Here is a 17,971-nt window from a genome sequence, read left to right on the forward strand (position 1 = left end):
GACCCGGTAATATCGCCGGGACGGCAGGCCGTTGGCCCCCACGACTCCACGAGTTCGACCTCAGTGATAAGAGAGCACAGTGCGCACCATCCTCATCTGCGCCAAACACATGTCGGGGTCTCATCACACACAAGTGAGGTCAACTTCAGCAGGAAGTTTGGCCGACGCAGCTGAGTCGTCTTTCTGGCCGGCGACGACTTGCTCAACCGTCGGTTATCTGAAAAGAACTACTGACTCAGAGAACTAGCAGCCTGCCCATTTTGTCGGAAAAAGGGGAGATCCGGTCGATCTACACCAAGAAGTCGAAGCTCTCTATCCTCCGAGGCCCTGGGTGATTCGATAGGTAGCTTCGAACCCCCTAGCGGCTCCGGCGAAACGGATTATCCCTACTTGTTCGTGGCCCGAGTGCCGCAAACAAGTAGGGAGCCGGTCACAAACGGTACTGAACCCAACGGTCGAAGATCACGTTACGAGCTCTTTAGGGCGCTTCCTGGAAATTTTTATTCGATCCGGATGGATGAGGTAGCCGAGTCAACGATTGGGCGTATGCAGTACCGGCCATTTACTTTCGGGGACGGACTGGTTTGAATACGTGTAAGGTCGATGACGGCGAGGGGGGGGCTTGGAGCCAATGGCTGATGATCTTTGTCGGACGACCGACCAGGATCTATTGGCCCGGCACGTCGCCGGTGATCCGGAAGCCTTCGGGGAGCTGGCGCGACGTCACCGCGACCGCCTCTGGGCCGTGGCCCTGCGGACGCTGGGCGACCGGGAGGAAGCCGCCGACGCGGTCCAGGACGCCCTGGTGTCCGCCTTTCGCGCCGCCCACACCTTCCGCGGCCAGTCCGCCGTCACCACCTGGCTGCACCGCATCACGGTGAACGCCTGCCTCGACCGGGTCCGAAAGGCCGCGTCACGGAAAACCTCACCGGTCGACGACCCGGAACGACTGGACCAGCTCCTGGAGCCCCACGAGTCGGCGGAGGCACCGGCGGAGCGCCACGACCTCCACCGCGAACTCCTGGCGGCCCTGGCCACACTCCCCGCCGAACAACGCGCGGCCCTCGTCCTCGTGGACATGCAGGGATACCCGGTGGCCGAGACCGCCCACATCCTCGACGTACCCGTGGGCACCGTGAAGAGCCGGTGCGCCAGAGGCCGCGCCCGCCTGGCCCCTCTGCTGGCCCACCTCCGCAGCGACGGAGGTGACCGCGAACGGGCAGCCGAGCCGCAAGGGAACCGGACTCGCAGAACATCCGTCCCACCGGCAGCCGGGCCACGAGACACCGACACCAGCGGTCCCACAGCGATGAAGGGCGGAGGTGGACACCGATGACATCAACAGCCGACACGACCCAGCACCCAGACGTCTCGGAGATCTCCGACCTGACCGAGGGCCTGCTCCCCGACCCCCGCGCCGCTGAGGTGCGCGACCACACCGCTGTCTGCGAACCCTGCGGAGACGTTCTCGCGTCGCTGGAGGAGATCCGCGGGCTGCTCGGCGACCTGCCCGCGCCGGAACCCATGCCTGCGGACATCGCCGAACGCCTCGACGCCGCCCTCGCCGCCGAGGCCTTGGCCCGGCTCACGGAATCAGGCCCGGCCGCCGATGTTTCACGTGAAACCAAACCCCAGCCCATAGCCCCGGCCCCCTCATCTCGGCCGGAATCGGCGGACCGCCCCGCCGGGCACGCCCGTGCGGGTACCGGGCCGGGCCGCCGTACCGGACGCCACCGACGCCGCACCGCCGTACTCGCCACCGCGTTCGGGGCCGCCGCCCTGGCCGGCATGGGTGTCTTCCTGCTCCAGAACATGCCTGCCGCTCAGAGCAGCAGCAACGCCCCCGCACTGAGTCGGGACACCGCAGCCGAAAGCCGTTCCACAACGTTCACCCAGTCCTCTCTCCAGGACCAGGTGCACGCTCTGCTGGAACCGCACGCCGCCCCGCCCACCGCCCAGGACTCGGGCTCCAAGGAGCACGCCCCGTCCGTCGGGTCCAAGTCCTCTCCCCAGAGCGAGCCTTCCCTCCAGACGGCCCCCTCCGACTCCACAGCGCCCGACTCCCCGTTCCGCGCGCCCTCTGTGACAGTGCCGGAGTGCGTGACGAAGGGCATCGGGCAGGACACCCCCGCCCTCGCCATCGAGAAGGGCACCTACGAAGGCGTCGCCGCCTTCCTCGTCGTCCTGCCGCACCCCACGGACCCGACCAGCGTCCAGGCCTATGTGGTGGATGCCGCCTGCGTCGGCGCCGAGCCCCCCACCAAGGGAGCGCTGCTGCTGACACACCCCTACACACGTCCCTGACAGCACACTGCAGGCGCCCCGACACATCGGGGAATGCATCCCCCATAAAATCCGTTGGGTGGGGTGAGAGTCGTTGAACCGGCCCCAGTAGGCGTGGACAGTAGGCAGTCTGCAGAGACGAGGAAGAAACCCGTGAGCGACGTGCGTAATGTGATCATCATTGGCTCTGGCCCGGCCGGCTACACAGCCGCCCTTTACACCGCGCGCGCCTCGCTGAAGCCGCTGGTCTTCGAGGGAGCCGTCACCGCCGGTGGCGCCCTCATGAACACCACCGATGTGGAGAACTTCCCCGGTTTCCAGGACGGGATCATGGGCCCGGAGCTCATGGACAACATGCGCGCCCAGGCCGAGCGCTTCGGTGCCGAGCTGGTCCCCGACGACGTGGTCTCCGTCGACCTGACCGGTGACATCAAGACCGTCACCGACACCGCCGGAACGGTCCACCGCGCCAAGGCAGTCATCGTGACGACGGGCTCGCAGCACCGCAAGCTCGGTCTTCCCAACGAGGACGCGCTCTCCGGACGCGGCGTCTCCTGGTGCGCGACCTGCGACGGCTTCTTCTTCAAGGACCAGGACATCGCCGTGGTCGGCGGTGGCGACACCGCGATGGAGGAGGCGACCTTCCTTTCGCGCTTCGCCAAGTCGGTCACCATCATCCACCGCCGTGACACGCTGCGCGCCTCCAAGACCATGCAGGAACGCGCCTTCGCCGACCCGAAGATCAAGTTCGCCTGGGACAGCGAGGTTGCCGGCGTCAACGGCGAGCAGAAGCTGGCCGGGGTGACCCTCCGCAACACCAAGACCGGCGAGACGTCCGAGCTGGCCGTGACTGGTCTGTTCATCGCCGTCGGCCACGACCCGCGCACCGAACTGTTCAAGGGTCAGCTCGACCTGGACGACGAGGGCTACCTCAAGGTCGCCGCGCCCTCGACGCGCACCAACGTGACCGGGGTCTTCGGCGCCGGCGATGTCGTCGACCACACCTACCGCCAGGCGATCACCGCAGCCGGCACCGGCTGCTCCGCCGCCCTCGACGCCGAGCGCTTCCTCGCTGCGCTCGCCGACGACGAGAAGGCCGCTTCCGCAGCCACCGTCTGACCCGCGCCTCATTCACCTCCCCACCCACACCCCACGAAGTTAAGGAGGACGCCGTGGCCGGCGCCCTGAAGAACGTGACCGACGACTCCTTCGAGCAGGATGTCCTCAAGAGCGACAAGCCGGTTCTGGTGGACTTCTGGGCCGCCTGGTGCGGCCCGTGCCGTCAGATCGCCCCGTCGCTGGAGGCCATCGCGGCGGAGCACGGCGAGATCGAGGTCGTGAAGCTCAACATCGACGAGAACCCGGCCACGGCCGCCAAGTACGGCGTCATGTCCATTCCGACGCTGAACGTCTACCAGGGTGGCGAGGTCGCCAAGACCATCGTGGGCGCCAAGCCGAAGGCCGCGATCCTTCGCGAGCTCTCGGGCTTCATCGCCGAGTAAGGCAGAACCCGCGTCTGCTTGTTTCACGTGAAACGGGCCCGTCCGCCAAGGACGGGCCCGTTTCTCATGCTCCGGCGCCCCTGCTCACCGCATGCCTCGGGGAACGGCTCACAACGGCCGCAGCGCAGGCTCCTTCTGCACCGCTCCCAGGAGCCGGTCCAAAGCCATCTCGACGTCTTCCTTCCAGGAGAGCGTCGTACGCAGTTCCAGCCGCAGCCGCGGGTGGACCGGGTGCGGCCGTACGGTCTTGAACCCCACCGCCAGCAGATGGTCGGCCGGCAGTACACAGGCCGGCTCCTTCCAGCGGGCGTCCCCAAAGGCTTCGATCGCCTTGAAGCCCCGGCGGATCAGGTCCTTGGCCACGGTCTGCACCATGACCCGTCCCAACCCCTGCCCCCGGTACCCCGGCATGATCAACCCCGTCATCAACTGCACGGCGTCGGAGGAGACCGGACTCGTCGGAAAGGCGGTGGCTCGCGGGACATAGGCAGGCGGGGCATAGAGCACGAAGCCGGCCGGTACATCGTCGACGTACACCACACGCCCGCAGGAGCCCCACTCCAAAAGCACTCCGGAGATCCACGCCTCCTTCTCCCGGTCGGCCGTTCCGTTCTTGACGGCGGCCTCACCGCTGACCGGGTCGAGCTCCCAGAACACACAGGAGCGGCAGCGCCGGGGAAGGTCGGGAAGGTTGTCCAGCGTGAGTGGTACGAGCCGACGCCCCATGAAGGCTGTTCCTCACTTCTCTCGCCCACCGCGTCGTGGACGGAAATGACCTGCCAACACGCATCGTAACTACCCCTGAATCAAGCCGACACCGCGAGATAGCAAAGGGCGGGCTGTATTCCGTGAACCGGAAACAGCCCGCCCGCAGCATGAGCGTCCAGGGGGAAATCAGCTCTCGTCGTCCTCGACCGGCTCCTCGGACTGAGCCCGGTCCAGCACCCGGCCCTCGCCCGGCGCGAGGCTGCCGAGGATGCGGTCCAGGTCCTCCATCGAGGCGAACTCGACGACGATCTTGCCCTTCTTCTGCCCCAGGTCGACCTTCACCCGGGTCTCGAAGCGGTCGGAGAGCCGGGACGCCAGATCGGAGAGCGCCGGGGAGACCCGGGCGCCCGCCCGAGGACCCTTGGCCTTCTTGGTGCTCGTGGGTCCGGAGCCCATGAGCGTCACGATCTCCTCAACGGCACGCACCGAAAGACCCTCGGCCACGATGCGATGGGCCAGCTTGTCCTGCTCCTCGGAGTCGTCCACCGAGAGCAGGGCTCGCGCGTGGCCCGCCGACAGCACTCCTGCGGCGACCCTGCGCTGGACCGGCGCCGACAGCCGCAGCAGCCGCAGCGTGTTGGACACCTGGGGCCGGGACCTTCCGATCCGGTCGGCCAGCTGGTCATGCGTGCACTTGAAGTCCTTGAGGAGCTGGTCGTACGCGGCCGCCTCCTCCAGCGGGTTCAGCTGAGCCCGGTGCAGGTTCTCCAGGAGGGCATCCAGCAGAAGCTTCTCGTCGTCGGTGGCACGGACGATGGCCGGGATACGCTCCAGGCCGGCCTCCCGACAGGCCCTCCATCGCCGCTCACCCATGATGAGCTCGAAGCGGTCGGCCCCGGTCTTCCGCACCACGACCGGCTGGAGCAGACCCACCTCCTTGATGGAGGTGACCAGTTCCGCCAGCGCGTCCTCGTCGAAGACCTCACGCGGCTGACGCGGATTCGGCGTGATGGAGTCGAGCGGTACCTCGGCGAAGTACGCACCGGCCACGTCGCCCGCGACCCGTGCATCGGAGACCGGCGCGCTCGGCTCCGGCACCACCGGATTGGCCCCCAGCGTGGTCACCTTGGCAGCGGCCACACCGCGTTCCGTGGTGAGAACCGGCGAGCCGGACCCGGCCCCGGTGGACGGCAACTGCTTCTCCTGCGGAGCGGCAGGGATCAGGGCACCGAGCCCTCGCCCCAACCCTCGACGACGCTCACTCACTGGATCCCCTCCGAATTGCTCTGCTGACTGATCGAACCACCCGTGTGGGCGTGCTGGCCCTCGTAATGCACCCCGACCCCGCGCAGCGCGATCTCCCGAGCGGCTTCGAGGTACGACAGCGATCCGCTGGAACCGGGGTCGTAGGTGAGCACGGTCTGCCCGTAGCTCGGCGCCTCGGAGATACGGACCGACCGGGGGATGCTGGTCCGCAGCACCTCCTTGCCGAAGTGACTGCGCACCTCCTCCGCCACCTGCGACGCCAGCCGGGTACGGCCGTCGTACATGGTGAGCAGAATCGTCGACACATGAAGATCGGGGTTCAAGTGGCCCCGTACCAACTCGACGTTACGCAGGAGCTGACCCAGCCCCTCCAGCGCGTAGTACTCGCACTGGATGGGGATCAGTACCTCCGCACCGGCCACCAGTGCGTTGACCGTCAGCAGGCCCAGAGAGGGCGGGCAGTCGATCAGGATGTAGTCCAGCGGCTGCTCATACGCCTGGATGGCGCGCTGGAGTCGACTCTCCCGCGCCACCAGCGACACCAGCTCGATCTCCGCACCGGCGAGATCGATGGTGGCCGGGGCGCAGAAGAGGCCTTCGACGTCCTTGACGGGCTGGACCACGTCGGAGAGCGGCTTGCTCTCCACCAGGACGTCATAGATTGAGGGAACTTCGGCGTGATGGTCGATGCCCAGAGCCGTGGAGGCATTGCCCTGCGGGTCGAGGTCCACCACCAGGACACGTGCACCGTGCAAGGCCAGTGACGCGGCGAGGTTGACCGTGGAGGTGGTCTTGCCCACCCCGCCCTTCTGGTTGGCCACCACCATGACGCGCGTCTGCTCGGGCCTCGGCAGCCCTTCACCGGCACGGCCGAGGGCTTCCACCGCCAGCTGGGCCGCGCGACCGATGGGGGTGTCGTCCATCGGCGGCGGTGTTTCACGTGAAACACCGTCTCCCGCCGATTCGGTTCGGGGGCCGGGGACCGGATCGGTCATCGGCCCCGCGATGTTGGCGTCGGACCGCAAGGATTCACTCTCCTCGACTTCAGGCTCGCAATGAGCAGAGCCTGTCATGGTTTCGGGGTCGTGAACCAGCGAGGCCCGCTCTTCTGTGGATGAAACCACGTCTGTGGACAACTCCGGAGCCCTAACGGGCCTGCGATAGGGAGGGGCGGCTGCCTCATGACCGCGACCGATGATTCCATGCAGCAGCGAACGACGTTTCACGTGAAACACGATGCCTCCGCAGCGTGGCCACGGAGTCACGACACTCCGCGTGGGCCCCGTACGCTCCACGCCTATGGGGCACGAGGCCGGCACCAGGCTCAGCGGCGGCGCCGTGTCCGGCTGCTCCGGGCGGCCTTGGCCCGCTTTGCGGCGAACCTCACACCCCCCGGACTCTCGCCGACGACCACACGGACCACCGTGGACAGTGGATCAACCACGCCTTCGCCGACATGCAGCACCTCGGTCTCCACCACACCCAGCTTGCTGAGCGCGGCACGGGCACCATTGATCTCTTCCTCCGCGGTGTCGCCCTTGAGCGCGAGCATCTCGCCGTAGGGCCGCAGCAGGGGCACGCCCCAGCCGGCCAGCCGGTCCAGTGGCGCCACCGCGCGGGCGGTGACCACATGCACGGGCTGCAGGGAACCGAGGACCTCCTCAGCCCGGCCGCGTACGACCGTCACATGGTCGAGGCCCAGCAGCTCGACGACCTCCTGGAGGAAGTTCGTCCGGCGCAGCAGCGGTTCCAGCAGGGTGATCTTCAGGTCCCGGCGCACCAGCGCCAGGGGGATGCCCGGGAGCCCCGCGCCCGAGCCGACATCGCAGACCGTGACCCCCTCGGGGACGACCTCGGAGAGCACCGCGCAGTTCAGCAGATGCCTCTCCCACAGGCGCGGAACCTCGCGCGGACCGATCAGACCGCGTGTGACCCCCGCATCCGCCAGCAGTTCCGCGTACCGGACAGCTTCGGGAAAGCTCTCACCGAATACTGTCCGGGCCTCTTCCGGCGCCTCGGGAAGCGCTACTTCCTCCGTCACGGGGGACCGTCCTTCCATACCGCACTACCGCACCATGGGTGGCTGTCTATCAGGCTGACAAAGATCGGCCCCGTCTGCGAACAGACGGGGCCGACAGGTAAAGGAGCCGGTCAGGCCGGCAGAACGACGACGAAGCGCTGCGGCTCCTCGCCCTCCGATTCACTGCGGAGACCCGCCGCGGCGACCGCGTCGTGCACGACCTTGCGCTCGAACGGGGTCATCGGCTTCAGCTTCACCGGCTCACCGGTGCTCTTGACCTTGTCCGCCGCCTTGGCACCCAGCTCGGCGAGCTCCGTGCGCTTCTTGGCCCGGAACCCGGCGATGTCCAGCATCAGACGGCTCCGGTCGCCGGTCTCCCGGTGCACGGCCAGCCGCGTCAGCTCCTGGAGGGCTTCCAGGACCTCGCCGTCGCGCCCCACGAGCTTCTGCAGATCGCGCGCCGACTCGCTGATGATCGAGACTGCGGCCCGGTCCGCCTCGACGTCCATGTCGATGTCGCCGTCGAGATCGGCGATGTCGAGCAGGCCCTCGAGGTAGTCCGCTGCGATCTCGCCTTCCTGCTCAAGGCGGGTCAGAGTGTCGCTGCCCTCAGCGGCCGTGGAGGTGGTGCCTTCCGTCACGGATGGACTCCTTCTTACTTCTTGGACGGGTGCTTGGGCCCCTGCGGACCCTTGCGCTGTCCGGACTTGGCTTGGCGTGAGGAACCGGACGCGGCCTTGCCCGCCGGCTTCGGCTTGGCGCCCTGCGCGGCGCCCTTCTGCAGGGAGGTCTTGGACGCGGTCTCGCCGGAGACACCGTCCTTGGTCCCACCCAGGTGTGCGGCACCGGTCTGGCGCTGCGACTTGGTCTGCCGCTTGGGCTGGCGGCGCTGTGCACCGCTGCCCTCGGCGTCGGCGATGGCGGTGTCGCTCTTGGCGACGGTGCCGTCCTCCTGCGGGGCGAGGCCCAGCTTGGCCAGGCCGACGACGAACTTGCGCTCGATGTCGTTGCGGTCCGGGCCCTTGGCCACGATCCGCTTGACGGTGTTGCGCCGGGTCCGGCCGCGGACCTCGCCGTGGGCGGTGACGCTCTTGAGGAGCCGCTCGAGGTAGTGGTCCTGGGCCTTGCTGCCCGGCGTCGGGTTCTGGTTGATCACGTACATCTGCTGACCCATGGTCCAGACGTTGGTGGTCAGCCAGTAGACGAGGACACCGACGGGGAAGTTGATACCCATGACGGCGAAGATCACCGGGAAGATGTACATCAGCATCTTCTGCTGCTGCATGTACGGCGTCTTGACCGTGAGGTCGACGTTCTTCGTCATCAGCTGGCGCTGCGTGAAGAACTGCGAGGCCGACATCAGCACGATCATGACCGCGGTGACGACCCGGACGTCGGTCAGCGAGGCGCCGAGGCTCTGGACCTTCTCCGCACTGTCCATGAACTTGGCGGCCAGCGGGGCGCCGAAGATGTGCGCCTGACGCGCGCTGTCCAGCAGCGACTGGTCGATGACGCCGATCTTCTTGTTCGAGGCGATCGCGGAGAGTACGTGGTAGAGCGCGAAGAAGAACGGCGACTGCGCGAGGATGGGGAGGCACGAGGAGAGCGGGTTGGTACCCGTCTCCTTGTACAGCTTCATCATCTCTTCGGACTGACGCTGCTTGTCGCTCTTGTAGCGCTCCTGGATCGCCTTCATCTTCGGCTGGAGCAGCTGCATGTTCCGCGTCGACTTGATCTGCTTGACGAACAGCGGGATCAGACAGATACGGATCAGCACCACGAGGGACACGATGGACAGACCCCAGGCCCATCCCGTGTCGGGGCCGAAGATCGCCCCGTACAACTTGTGGAACTGGACGATGACCCAGGAGACGGGCCAGGTGATGAAGCTGAACAGACTGGCAATCGTGTCCACTAATCAAGCTCCTTGAGCATTGGGCGAAGTCTCTGCGGCCGAACTCGGGAGGTCGTTGGCCGACCCCCCGGAAGGCACGTCAGCGGCGGAGTCCCCGCCCTTGCTGCCGCGTATGGCGCTGCGCAGCATCTCGTGCCAACGCGGACGTTTGCGTGGTGGCACATAGTCCACGCCGCCGGGGGACCACGGATTGCATCGCAGGATGCGCCAGGCCGTCAGCGCTGTTCCCTTGATCGCTCCGTGCCGGTCGATCGCCGTATACCCGTAGTGGGAACACGACGGGTAGTACCGGCAGACCGGCCCGAGGAGTGGGCTGATCGTCCACTGGTACAGCTTGATGAGAGCCAGCAGCGGGTACTTCATCGCACGCCCCCTCCCAGCAGCCGCTGAAACGCGGCGTCCAGGTCTCGGGCCAGCTGTTCATGGCCGGCGTCACCCGCTCCGGGCAACGCTCGCACCACAACCAGGCTACCGGGGGGCAGCAGGGCGAGCCGTTCTCGGACCAGGTGACGAAGCTTGCGCTTCACCGCAGTGCGTACGACCGCACCACCCACGGCCTTGCTGACAACGAAACCCGCACGCGGCGGGGGAACGTTCTCCCCAGTCACGTGCGGGTCGGTTGCACCGCTGCGTAGATGGACGACGAGGTGCGGACGACCGGCCCGGCGTCCTCGTCGTACTGCGGTCGCGAAGTCCTCGCGCCGCCTCAGCCGATTCTCGGAAGGCAGCACGTCATGACGACCTGTACGCGATCAGGCGGACAGGCTGGCGCGACCCTTGCTGCGGCGGGACGCGAGAATCGCGCGGCCGGCACGGGTGCGCATCCGCAGCCGGAAGCCGTGGGTCTTCGCGCGACGACGGTTGTTCGGCTGGAAGGTGCGCTTGCTCACTCGGGGGCTCCAGAAATGACTCGGGTGTTGGCGGGACATCGCCTGGCTGTCACCGTGCGCCCACGAGGGACTCGCGTAAACGCTCTAGTGCACCGCTTCACGATCACTGATCGTGATCTTTGCCCATCGGAGGCAGGCGGCAGCAGCCATCGACAACTCGACCTGGTCACGGTACGCGCGGCTACGCCATCCGGTCAAACCGACCCTGTCGGGCCTCCCATTGTGCACAGCCTGTGGACAACGACTTGAACGACGCGGGTCGTGCTGACTACCGTGACTGAACTCCGGTTCTTTTTCTTCCCGCCTGCCGGTCCTCACCCACCCCGACCCCAACCGTCCCGAGAACCACACATTCGTGGGACCAGCGAGAGAGCGTGCCTTGTGGCTGACGTACCTGCCGATCTTGCCGCAGTGTGGCCACGCGTGCTGGAGCAACTCCTCGGGGAGGGGCAGCAGGGCATCGAGCCGAAGGACAAGCAGTGGATCGAGCGCTGCCAGCCGCTCGCCCTGGTGGCCGACACCGCGCTGCTGGCCGTCCCCAACGAATGGGGCAAGCGGGTCCTGGAGGGCCGCCTCGCCCCTCTCATCAGCGAGACGCTGAGCCGCGAGTGCGGACGCCCCATCCGGATCGCGATCACGGTGGACGACTCGGCCGGCGAACCGTCGGGCCCGCCCGCGCCCCCGATGCACCAGTCCCCCCAGCCGCCCCACCGCTACCAGGGCCCCCAGCACGACGAGGGCCGGCACGGCGACGCGTACGACGGCTACGGGAACCGGTCCTCCGACGACGGCATGCCGACCGCGCGCCCCGCCTACCCGGACTACCAGCAGCAGCGCCCGGAGCCCGGCGCCTGGCCGCGCACCCAGGAGGACCTGTCCTGGCAGCAGCCCCGGCTCGGCGGCTTCCAGGACCGCGAGCCTTCCGCCGACCAGTGGCGCGAGCCGTACGGCGGCCGGGGTCCGCAGCAGTCGCAGCACGATTACCGTCCGCAGCCGCCGGAGCGCCACGGGTACGAGCCGTCGCACACCGAGCGCTCCCGCCCCGAGCTGCCGGAGCCGCAGCACCGCCCCGGCGCGGGCACCGGCCGGCCGGGCGGAGGCACCGGCCCGATGGGCGCCCAGCCGTCCCCGGCCCCCGGCCCCGGCGAGCCGCACGCCCGGCTGAATCCGAAGTACCTCTTCGACACCTTCGTCATCGGGGCCTCGAACCGCTTCGCGCACGCCGCGGCCGTCGCGGTGGCCGAGGCACCCGCGAAGGCGTACAACCCGCTGTTCGTCTACGGGGAGTCGGGGCTCGGCAAGACCCATCTGCTGCACGCCATCGGGCACTACGCGCGGAGCCTGTACCCGGGCACGCGGGTGCGGTACGTCAGCTCCGAGGAGTTCACCAACGAGTTCATCAACTCGATCCGCGACGGGAAGGGCGACACCTTCCGCAAGCGGTACCGCGATGTGGACATCCTGCTCGTCGACGACATCCAGTTCCTGGCGAGCAAGGAGTCGACGCAGGAGGAGTTCTTCCACACCTTCAATACGCTCCACAACGCCAACAAGCAGATCGTGCTCTCCTCCGACCGGCCGCCGAAGCAGCTGGTCACGCTGGAGGACCGGCTGCGGAATCGTTTCGAGTGGGGGCTGACCACCGACGTACAGCCGCCCGAGTTGGAGACCCGCATCGCGATCCTGCGCAAGAAGGCGGTGCAGGAGCAGCTCAACGCCCCGCCGGAGGTGCTGGAGTTCATCGCCTCCCGTATCTCCCGCAACATCCGTGAGCTGGAGGGCGCGCTCATCCGGGTGACGGCCTTCGCCAGTCTCAACCGGCAGCCGGTGGACCTGGGGCTCACCGAGATCGTGCTGAAGGATCTGATCCCCGGCGGCGAGGACACGGCGCCCGAGATCACGGCGACGGCCATCATGGCGGCGACCGCGGACTACTTCGGCCTGACGGTGGAGGACCTGTGCGGATCGTCGCGCAGCCGCGTGCTGGTGACGGCCCGGCAGATCGCCATGTATCTGTGCCGTGAGCTGACCGATCTCTCGCTGCCGAAGATCGGCGCGCAGTTCGGCGGCCGGGACCATACAACGGTGATGCACGCGGACCGCAAGATCCGGGCGCTGATGGCCGAGCGGCGGTCCATCTACAACCAGGTCACCGAGCTCACCAACCGGATCAAGAACGGCTGAGAGCGCCGCCGGTCCACCTGCCGGCCGCCTCTTCCACACGGCACGGCACCTTCGCACGGCCCCCTCGGAAGGGGCGCGGAAAGGGCTCGGAAGGGCGCTGTGCGGACTCGTCAGGAGCCCGCACAGCGCCCTTCCGCATGCCCAGGGGCCGGCCGACCGCCGCTCCGGCCCGCCACCGACGCTCCCGTTCTGTTCGATTACCCGTGAGGTCACGGGTGTTCTCCACAGATCCGTGGACTTTTTTCCCTCCACAGCCTGGGGATCCAAAAGTTGTCCATACTGCATCCACAGGCAGGACGGGTCTGAGTGCATCGGGCCAGCTCAGAGGGTTGGGGATTTGTGGTCAACGATGATCCACAGCCTGTGGAAAAAATCTTCGTCCACAGGGACTGCTCTGCGTTGTCCACCGGCTACCCACAGGTCTGAGGCTGTTTTCCCCAGTCGAAGGCCGCTTCTCCACATCGCTGTCCACTGTTCGGCAACACGACAGGCCCTGTCACCGAAGCGAGTGAAAGGCGTCACACCAAGAGGGGCGGTTGGCCTGTGGGGAACGTGGGTAAAGCTGGGGACAGACCTGGGGAGAAAGTGGCCGCCCCTGTGTACGGCTTGTGCACAACTTCCGGGTGTCCACAGAGAGCCCGAGTTGTCCACCGGTTCCACCCACAGGCCCGGTGGATAAAAAACGGGCGTTGACCTGCGAAAACGGGGTTATCCACGGTTTCCACAGGCCCTACTACTACCACCACTCATAGTTAGCCCGGTTTCCGTTTCGAAGTGGGGCCTGTGCACAACTCGCCCTCGGAGCGCTCCGGACCTCCCGCCGCGATTTGACCCCGAGCCGCACCGAGTGTCGGTGCCGTGCGTCAGACTGGTCCCCGGCGTCCTCCCCCTCTCACCGGCGGAGCGGCCCGACCAGACGACGAACGCAAGCAGGGCGAAACCAGCAGGAGGCGGTTCCGGTGAAGATCCGGGTGGAGCGCGATGTCCTCGCGGAGGCGGTGGCCTGGGTGGCCCGCAGCCTCCCGGCCCGTCCGCCGGCGCCCGTTCTCGCGGGCCTTCTGCTGAAGGCCGAGGACGGAGCGCTCAGCTTCTCCAGCTTCGACTACGAGGTCTCGGCGCGGGTCTCGGTGGAGGCCGAGGTCGAGGAGGACGGCACGGTCCTCGTCTCCGGCCGGCTGCTCGCCGACATCTGCCGCGCCCTGCCCAACCGGCCGGTGGAGATCTCCACAGACGGTGTACGGGCGACCGTCTCCTGCGGCTCCTCGCGATTCACACTCCACACCCTGCCTGTGGAGGAGTACCCGGCCCTCCCGCAGATGCCGACCGCGACCGGCACCGTGCCCGGTGAGGTCTTCGCCTCGGCCGCCGCCCAGGTCGCCATCGCCGCAGGCCGCGACGACACCCTGCCCGTCCTGACCGGTGTGCGCATCGAGATCGAGGGCGACACCGTCACCCTCGCCTCCACCGACCGCTACCGCTTTGCCGTCCGCGAGTTCCTCTGGAAGCCCGAGGACCCGGAGGCGTCCGCCGTCGCCCTGGTGCCCGCCAAGACGCTGCTGGACACCGCCAAGTCGCTCACCAGCGGCGACACGGTCACGCTGGCGCTGGCCGGCTCGGGCGCGGGTGAGGGGCTCATCGGGTTCGAGGGCGCCGGACGGCGTACCACCACCCGACTGCTCGAAGGCGACCTGCCGAAGTACCGGACGCTCTTCCCCACCGAGTTCAACTCCGTGGCCGTGATCGAGACCGCGCCGTTCGTCGAGGCCGTCAAGCGCGTAGCCCTGGTGGCCGAACGCAACACCCCGGTTCGGCTGACCTTCGAGCAGGGCGTCCTGATCCTGGAGGCGGGCTCCAGCGACGACGCACAGGCTGTGGAAAGGGTCGACTCCGTGCTGGAGGGCGACGACATCTCGATCGCCTTCAACCCGACCTTCCTGCTCGACGGCCTGAGCGCCATCGACTCCCCGGTCGCCCAGCTCTCCTTCACGACCTCCACCAAGCCGGCGCTGCTCAGCGGCCGCCCCGCCGTGGATGCCGAGGCGGACGACGCCTACAAGTACCTGATCATGCCGGTCCGCCTCTCGGGCTGACCGGACCCCCACCGGCCCCGCTCCGGCGGGGCCCGACGGGCGTGTTCAGCGCCGAGCACGCCCGGCGTCCTGTCCCCCTCCGGGCGTAGGCTCGGACGTGGGTACGAATCGGCACAACGCTAAGGAATCTCTGATGGAGCTCGGTCTCGTCGGCCTCGGCAAGATGGGCGGCAACATGCGCGAGCGCATCCGCCGCGCAGGCCACACCGTCATCGGTTACGACCGCAACCCGGATCTCGCCGACGTCCACAGCCTGGAAGAGCTTGTGGGCAAGCTCAAGGGTCCGCGGGTCGTATGGGTGATGGTTCCGGCCGGAGCCGCGACCCAGTCCACCATCGACGAGCTGGCCGAACTGCTCTCGCCCGGCGACATCGTCGTGGACGGCGGGAACAGCCGCTGGACCGACGACGAGAAGCACGCGGAGGAGCTGGGCCGCAAGGGCATCGGCTTCGTCGACTGCGGAGTCTCCGGCGGCGTCTGGGGCCTGGAGAACGGCTACGCGCTGATGTACGGCGGCGACGCCGAGCACGTGGCCAAGGTCCAGCCCGTCTTCGACGCGCTCAAGCCCGAGGGCGACTTCGGTTCGGTCCACGCGGGCAAGGTCGGCGCCGGCCACTTCGCCAAGATGGTCCACAACGGCATCGAGTACGCCATGATGCAGGCCTACGCCGAGGGCTGGGAGCTCCTGGAGAAGGTCGACTCCGTCACCGACGTGCGCGAGGTCTTCCGCTCCTGGCAGCAGGGCACGGTCATCCGCTCCTGGCTGCTCGACCTGGCGGTCAACGCCCTCGACGACGACGAGCACCTCGAGAAGCTCCGCGGCTACGCCGCCGACTCGGGCGAGGGCCGCTGGACGGTCGAGGCCGCGATCGACAACGCCGTGCCGCTGCCGGCGATCACCGCGTCCCTCTTCGCGCGCTTCGCCTCGCGGCAGGACGACTCCCCGCAGATGAAGATGATCGCCGCGCTGCGCAACCAGTTCGGCGGCCACGCGGTCGAGAACAAGAAGTAACCCGCAACGAGGTGCGGGAGGGGCCGACCGCCTCTCCCGCCCCGCCGGAGCACGGAGCAGGAAGCCGGGAAGGTCGGCGCACACCATGCACGTCACGCATCTGTCGCTGGCCGACTTCCGCTCGTACGCCCGCGTCGAGGTGCCCCTCGATCCGGGCGTCACCGCATTCGTGGGCGCCAACGGCCAGGGCAAGACGAACCTGGTCGAGGCGGTCGGCTATCTCGCCACGCTCGGCAGCCACCGCGTCTCCTCGGACGCCCCGCTCGTCCGCATGGGCGCCGACCGGGCCGTGATCAGGGCGGCCGTCACCCAGGGCGAGCGCTCGCAGCTGGTCGAGCTGGAGCTGAATCCGGGCAAGGCCAACCGCGCCCGGATCAACCGGTCCTCGCAGGTCAGGCCGCGCGATGTGCTCGGCATCGTGCGTACGGTGCTGTTCGCGCCGGAGGACCTGGCCCTGGTGAAGGGCGACCCCGGCGAGCGCCGGCGGTTCCTGGACGAGCTGGTCACCGCGCGGTCCCCGAGGATGGCCGGAGTGCGGTCCGACTACGACCGGGTGCTGAAACAGCGCAACACCCTGCTCAAGTCCGCGGCCATGGCCCGCAGGCACGGCGGCCGCTCGCTGGACCTCTCCACGCTCGACGTGTGGGACCAGCACCTGGCGCGGGTCGGCGCGGAGCTGCTCGCCCAGCGCCTCGACCTGATCGCCACGCTCCAGCCGCTGGCGGACAAGGCGTACGGCGACGTGGCACCGGGCGGCGGGCCGCTGAGCCTCGACTACCGCGGCAGCATCGGCCCGGATGCGGACCCGGCGCGCGGCCGCGAGGAGCTGTACGCGCAGCTCATCGAGGCCCTGGCCCAGGTCCGCAAGCAGGAGATCGAGCGCGGCGTGACCCTGGTCGGCCCGCACCGCGACGACCTGGTGCTCGGCCTGCGCGCCATGCCCGCCAAGGGGTACGCGAGCCACGGGGAGTCCTGGTCGTACGCGCTGGCGCTGCGGCTGGCCTCGTACGAGCTGCTGCGCGGCGAGGGCAATGAGCCGGTGCTCGTACTGGACGACGTGTTCGCCGAGCTGGACGCGCGCCGCCGGGAGCGGCTCGCGGAGCTGGTGGCCCCGGCCGAGCAGGTGCTGGTGACGGCAGCCGTGGACGACGACGTGCCGGGCGCGCTCGCCGGTGCGCGGTACGTCGTCACCGCCGGTGAGGTGGAACGGGTGTGAACGGCGTGGGAGAGGGAACGGCCCCGGGCGGCGACCGCCCCGACCGGGAGAACCGTGAGAACCGGGACGACCGGGCGAAGCAGGCCGAGCCGTCCGGTGTGGATCTGGCCCGGGTCGCCCTGCGCGCGGCGAAGGAGCAGGCGCGGGCGCGGGGCGCGGCGGCGCAGCAGAAGAAGCAGGCGCGGCGGGGCGGCGGGCTGCGTTCCGGGGCGCGGGCGGACGGCCGCGATCCGCTGCCGCTGGGCGCGGCGATCAACCGGCTGATCACCGAGCGCGGCTGGGAGACCCCGGCGGCGGTGGGCGGGGTGATGGGCCGCTGGCCGCAGATCGTCGGTGACGACCTCGCGCTGCACTGTGTGCCCGTGCGGTACGACGAGGAGCCGGATCAGCGGGTGCTGACGGTGCAGTGCGATTCGACGGTGTGGGCGACGCAGTTGCGGCTGCTGGCGCCCCAGCTGGTGGCCCGGCTGAACGCGGACCTGGGCCACGGCACGGTGCGGATGATCAAGGTGCTGGGTCCGGGCGGGCCGCAGCGCAGGTTCGGTCCGCTGCGGGCGCCGGGGAGCACCGGCCCCGGTGACACCTATGGCTGACCCCCTCTGACCTGCGCTTTTCATGAGGATCGGCGGGTGTTTCGCGAGGGGCTCGGGGCGCAAAGCGGGTGCTGCGGGCGTGCGGGGACCGAATTGCGTGGCCTCTGAAACCGGATGGCGGCGGGCGGGCGTCCCTCACCGTAGCGGGAGGCTGACAGGCCGAAGCGCTCCAAGCCCGTGTGAGCCTCTTGAGGCCCCGTCCCTGATATGGGGAGTCGTCAGGCGCTGGTTGAGGGCGGCACATGCGTACTCAGGTGCCTGCAAACCCCCATTCGGGTCGCCGCTACCGGTA

18 protein-coding genes are annotated in these 17,971 nt (G+C 68.4%); 9 read left to right on the forward strand and 9 right to left on the reverse strand.

Going from position 1 to position 17,971, the window contains the following annotated elements; all coding sequences use genetic code 11:
• The first annotated feature begins 631 nt into the window (after positions 1–631).
• The 4 genes from sigM to trxA all read left to right on the forward strand — a co-directional run bounded on the left by sigM (position 632) and on the right by trxA (position 3,785).
• A complete protein-coding gene (sigM, locus tag OG710_RS13740; protein WP_330239596.1) occupies positions 632–1,336 on the forward strand; it encodes an RNA polymerase sigma factor SigM in 705 nt (234 codons plus the stop codon).
• Positions 1,333–2,304 carry an anti-sigma factor family protein gene (locus tag OG710_RS13745; protein ID WP_330239597.1) on the forward strand — a complete coding sequence of 324 codons (972 nt, stop codon included), beginning with the start codon at positions 1,333–1,335 and terminating at the stop codon, positions 2,302–2,304. The genes sigM and OG710_RS13745 overlap by 4 nt, the downstream gene beginning before the upstream one ends.
• Positions 2,305–2,436: 132 nt before the next feature.
• Entirely contained in the window at positions 2,437–3,402 is a 966-nt protein-coding gene (gene trxB / locus OG710_RS13750) for a thioredoxin-disulfide reductase (protein ID WP_330239598.1), read from the forward strand.
• Between the two features lie 53 nt (positions 3,403–3,455).
• Positions 3,456–3,785, forward strand: a complete 330-nt coding sequence (gene trxA, locus OG710_RS13755; protein ID WP_330239599.1) for a thioredoxin — start codon at positions 3,456–3,458, stop codon at positions 3,783–3,785.
• Between the two features lie 108 nt (positions 3,786–3,893).
• Here the strand turns inward: trxA and OG710_RS13760 are convergent, their stop codons facing one another.
• The 9 genes from OG710_RS13760 to rpmH all read right to left on the reverse strand — a co-directional run bounded on the left by OG710_RS13760 (position 3,894) and on the right by rpmH (position 10,584).
• Positions 3,894–4,511, reverse strand: coding sequence for a GNAT family N-acetyltransferase (locus OG710_RS13760; protein WP_330239600.1), 618 nt, complete (start codon positions 4,509–4,511; stop codon positions 3,894–3,896).
• A gap of 168 nt (positions 4,512–4,679) precedes the next feature.
• A complete protein-coding gene (locus OG710_RS13765; RefSeq protein WP_330239601.1) occupies positions 4,680–5,759 on the reverse strand; it encodes a ParB/RepB/Spo0J family partition protein in 1,080 nt (359 codons plus the stop codon).
• Positions 5,756–6,832, reverse strand: a complete 1,077-nt coding sequence (locus OG710_RS13770; protein WP_111329669.1) for a ParA family protein — start codon at positions 6,830–6,832, stop codon at positions 5,756–5,758. Before OG710_RS13770 ends, OG710_RS13765 begins: the two co-directional genes overlap by 4 nt.
• Before the next feature lie 251 nt (positions 6,833–7,083).
• Positions 7,084–7,800, reverse strand: coding sequence for a 16S rRNA (guanine(527)-N(7))-methyltransferase RsmG (rsmG, locus tag OG710_RS13775; protein WP_330239602.1), 717 nt, complete (start codon positions 7,798–7,800; stop codon positions 7,084–7,086).
• Positions 7,801–7,910: 110 nt separating this feature from the next.
• Positions 7,911–8,420, reverse strand: a complete 510-nt coding sequence (locus OG710_RS13780) for a Jag family protein (RefSeq protein ID WP_330239603.1) — start codon at positions 8,418–8,420, stop codon at positions 7,911–7,913.
• Positions 8,421–8,434: 14 nt separating this feature from the next.
• Complete coding sequence (yidC, locus tag OG710_RS13785; protein ID WP_330239604.1) at positions 8,435–9,694, reverse strand: membrane protein insertase YidC; 1,260 nt, start codon at positions 9,692–9,694, stop codon at positions 8,435–8,437.
• Positions 9,695–9,697: 3 nt separating this feature from the next.
• Positions 9,698–10,057: a membrane protein insertion efficiency factor YidD gene (gene yidD, locus OG710_RS13790; protein ID WP_239220813.1), complete on the reverse strand. Its 360-nt coding sequence runs from the start codon at positions 10,055–10,057 to the stop codon at positions 9,698–9,700.
• Entirely contained in the window at positions 10,054–10,425 is a 372-nt protein-coding gene (gene rnpA, locus OG710_RS13795; protein ID WP_111329679.1) for a ribonuclease P protein component, read from the reverse strand. The genes yidD and rnpA overlap by 4 nt, the downstream gene beginning before the upstream one ends.
• Positions 10,426–10,446: 21 nt before the next feature.
• Complete coding sequence (rpmH, locus tag OG710_RS13800; RefSeq protein ID WP_006348049.1) at positions 10,447–10,584, reverse strand: 50S ribosomal protein L34; 138 nt, start codon at positions 10,582–10,584, stop codon at positions 10,447–10,449.
• A 381-nt stretch (positions 10,585–10,965) separates the two neighbouring features.
• Here rpmH and dnaA point away from each other — a divergent pair, with 381 nt between their 5' ends.
• From dnaA to OG710_RS13825, 5 genes are all read left to right on the forward strand, one after another.
• Positions 10,966–12,768, forward strand: a complete 1,803-nt coding sequence (gene dnaA, locus OG710_RS13805; protein ID WP_330239605.1) for a chromosomal replication initiator protein DnaA — start codon at positions 10,966–10,968, stop codon at positions 12,766–12,768.
• 959 nt (positions 12,769–13,727) lie between these two features.
• On the forward strand, positions 13,728–14,858 hold the full coding sequence (dnaN, locus tag OG710_RS13810; RefSeq protein WP_111329683.1) for a DNA polymerase III subunit beta: 1,131 nt from the start codon (positions 13,728–13,730) through the stop codon (positions 14,856–14,858).
• A gap of 133 nt (positions 14,859–14,991) precedes the next feature.
• Positions 14,992–15,870, forward strand: coding sequence for a phosphogluconate dehydrogenase (NAD(+)-dependent, decarboxylating) (gnd, locus tag OG710_RS13815; RefSeq protein ID WP_330239606.1), 879 nt, complete (start codon positions 14,992–14,994; stop codon positions 15,868–15,870).
• A gap of 85 nt (positions 15,871–15,955) precedes the next feature.
• Complete coding sequence (recF, locus tag OG710_RS13820) at positions 15,956–17,086, forward strand: DNA replication/repair protein RecF (RefSeq protein WP_330239607.1); 1,131 nt, start codon at positions 15,956–15,958, stop codon at positions 17,084–17,086.
• Positions 17,083–17,679, forward strand: coding sequence for a DUF721 domain-containing protein (locus OG710_RS13825; RefSeq protein ID WP_443064252.1), 597 nt, complete (start codon positions 17,083–17,085; stop codon positions 17,677–17,679). Before recF ends, OG710_RS13825 begins: the two co-directional genes overlap by 4 nt.
• The last annotated feature ends 292 nt before the right edge of the window (positions 17,680–17,971 follow it).

Source organism: Streptomyces sp. NBC_00525, assembly GCF_036346595.1.
Taxonomy (GTDB): domain Bacteria; phylum Actinomycetota; class Actinomycetes; order Streptomycetales; family Streptomycetaceae; genus Streptomyces.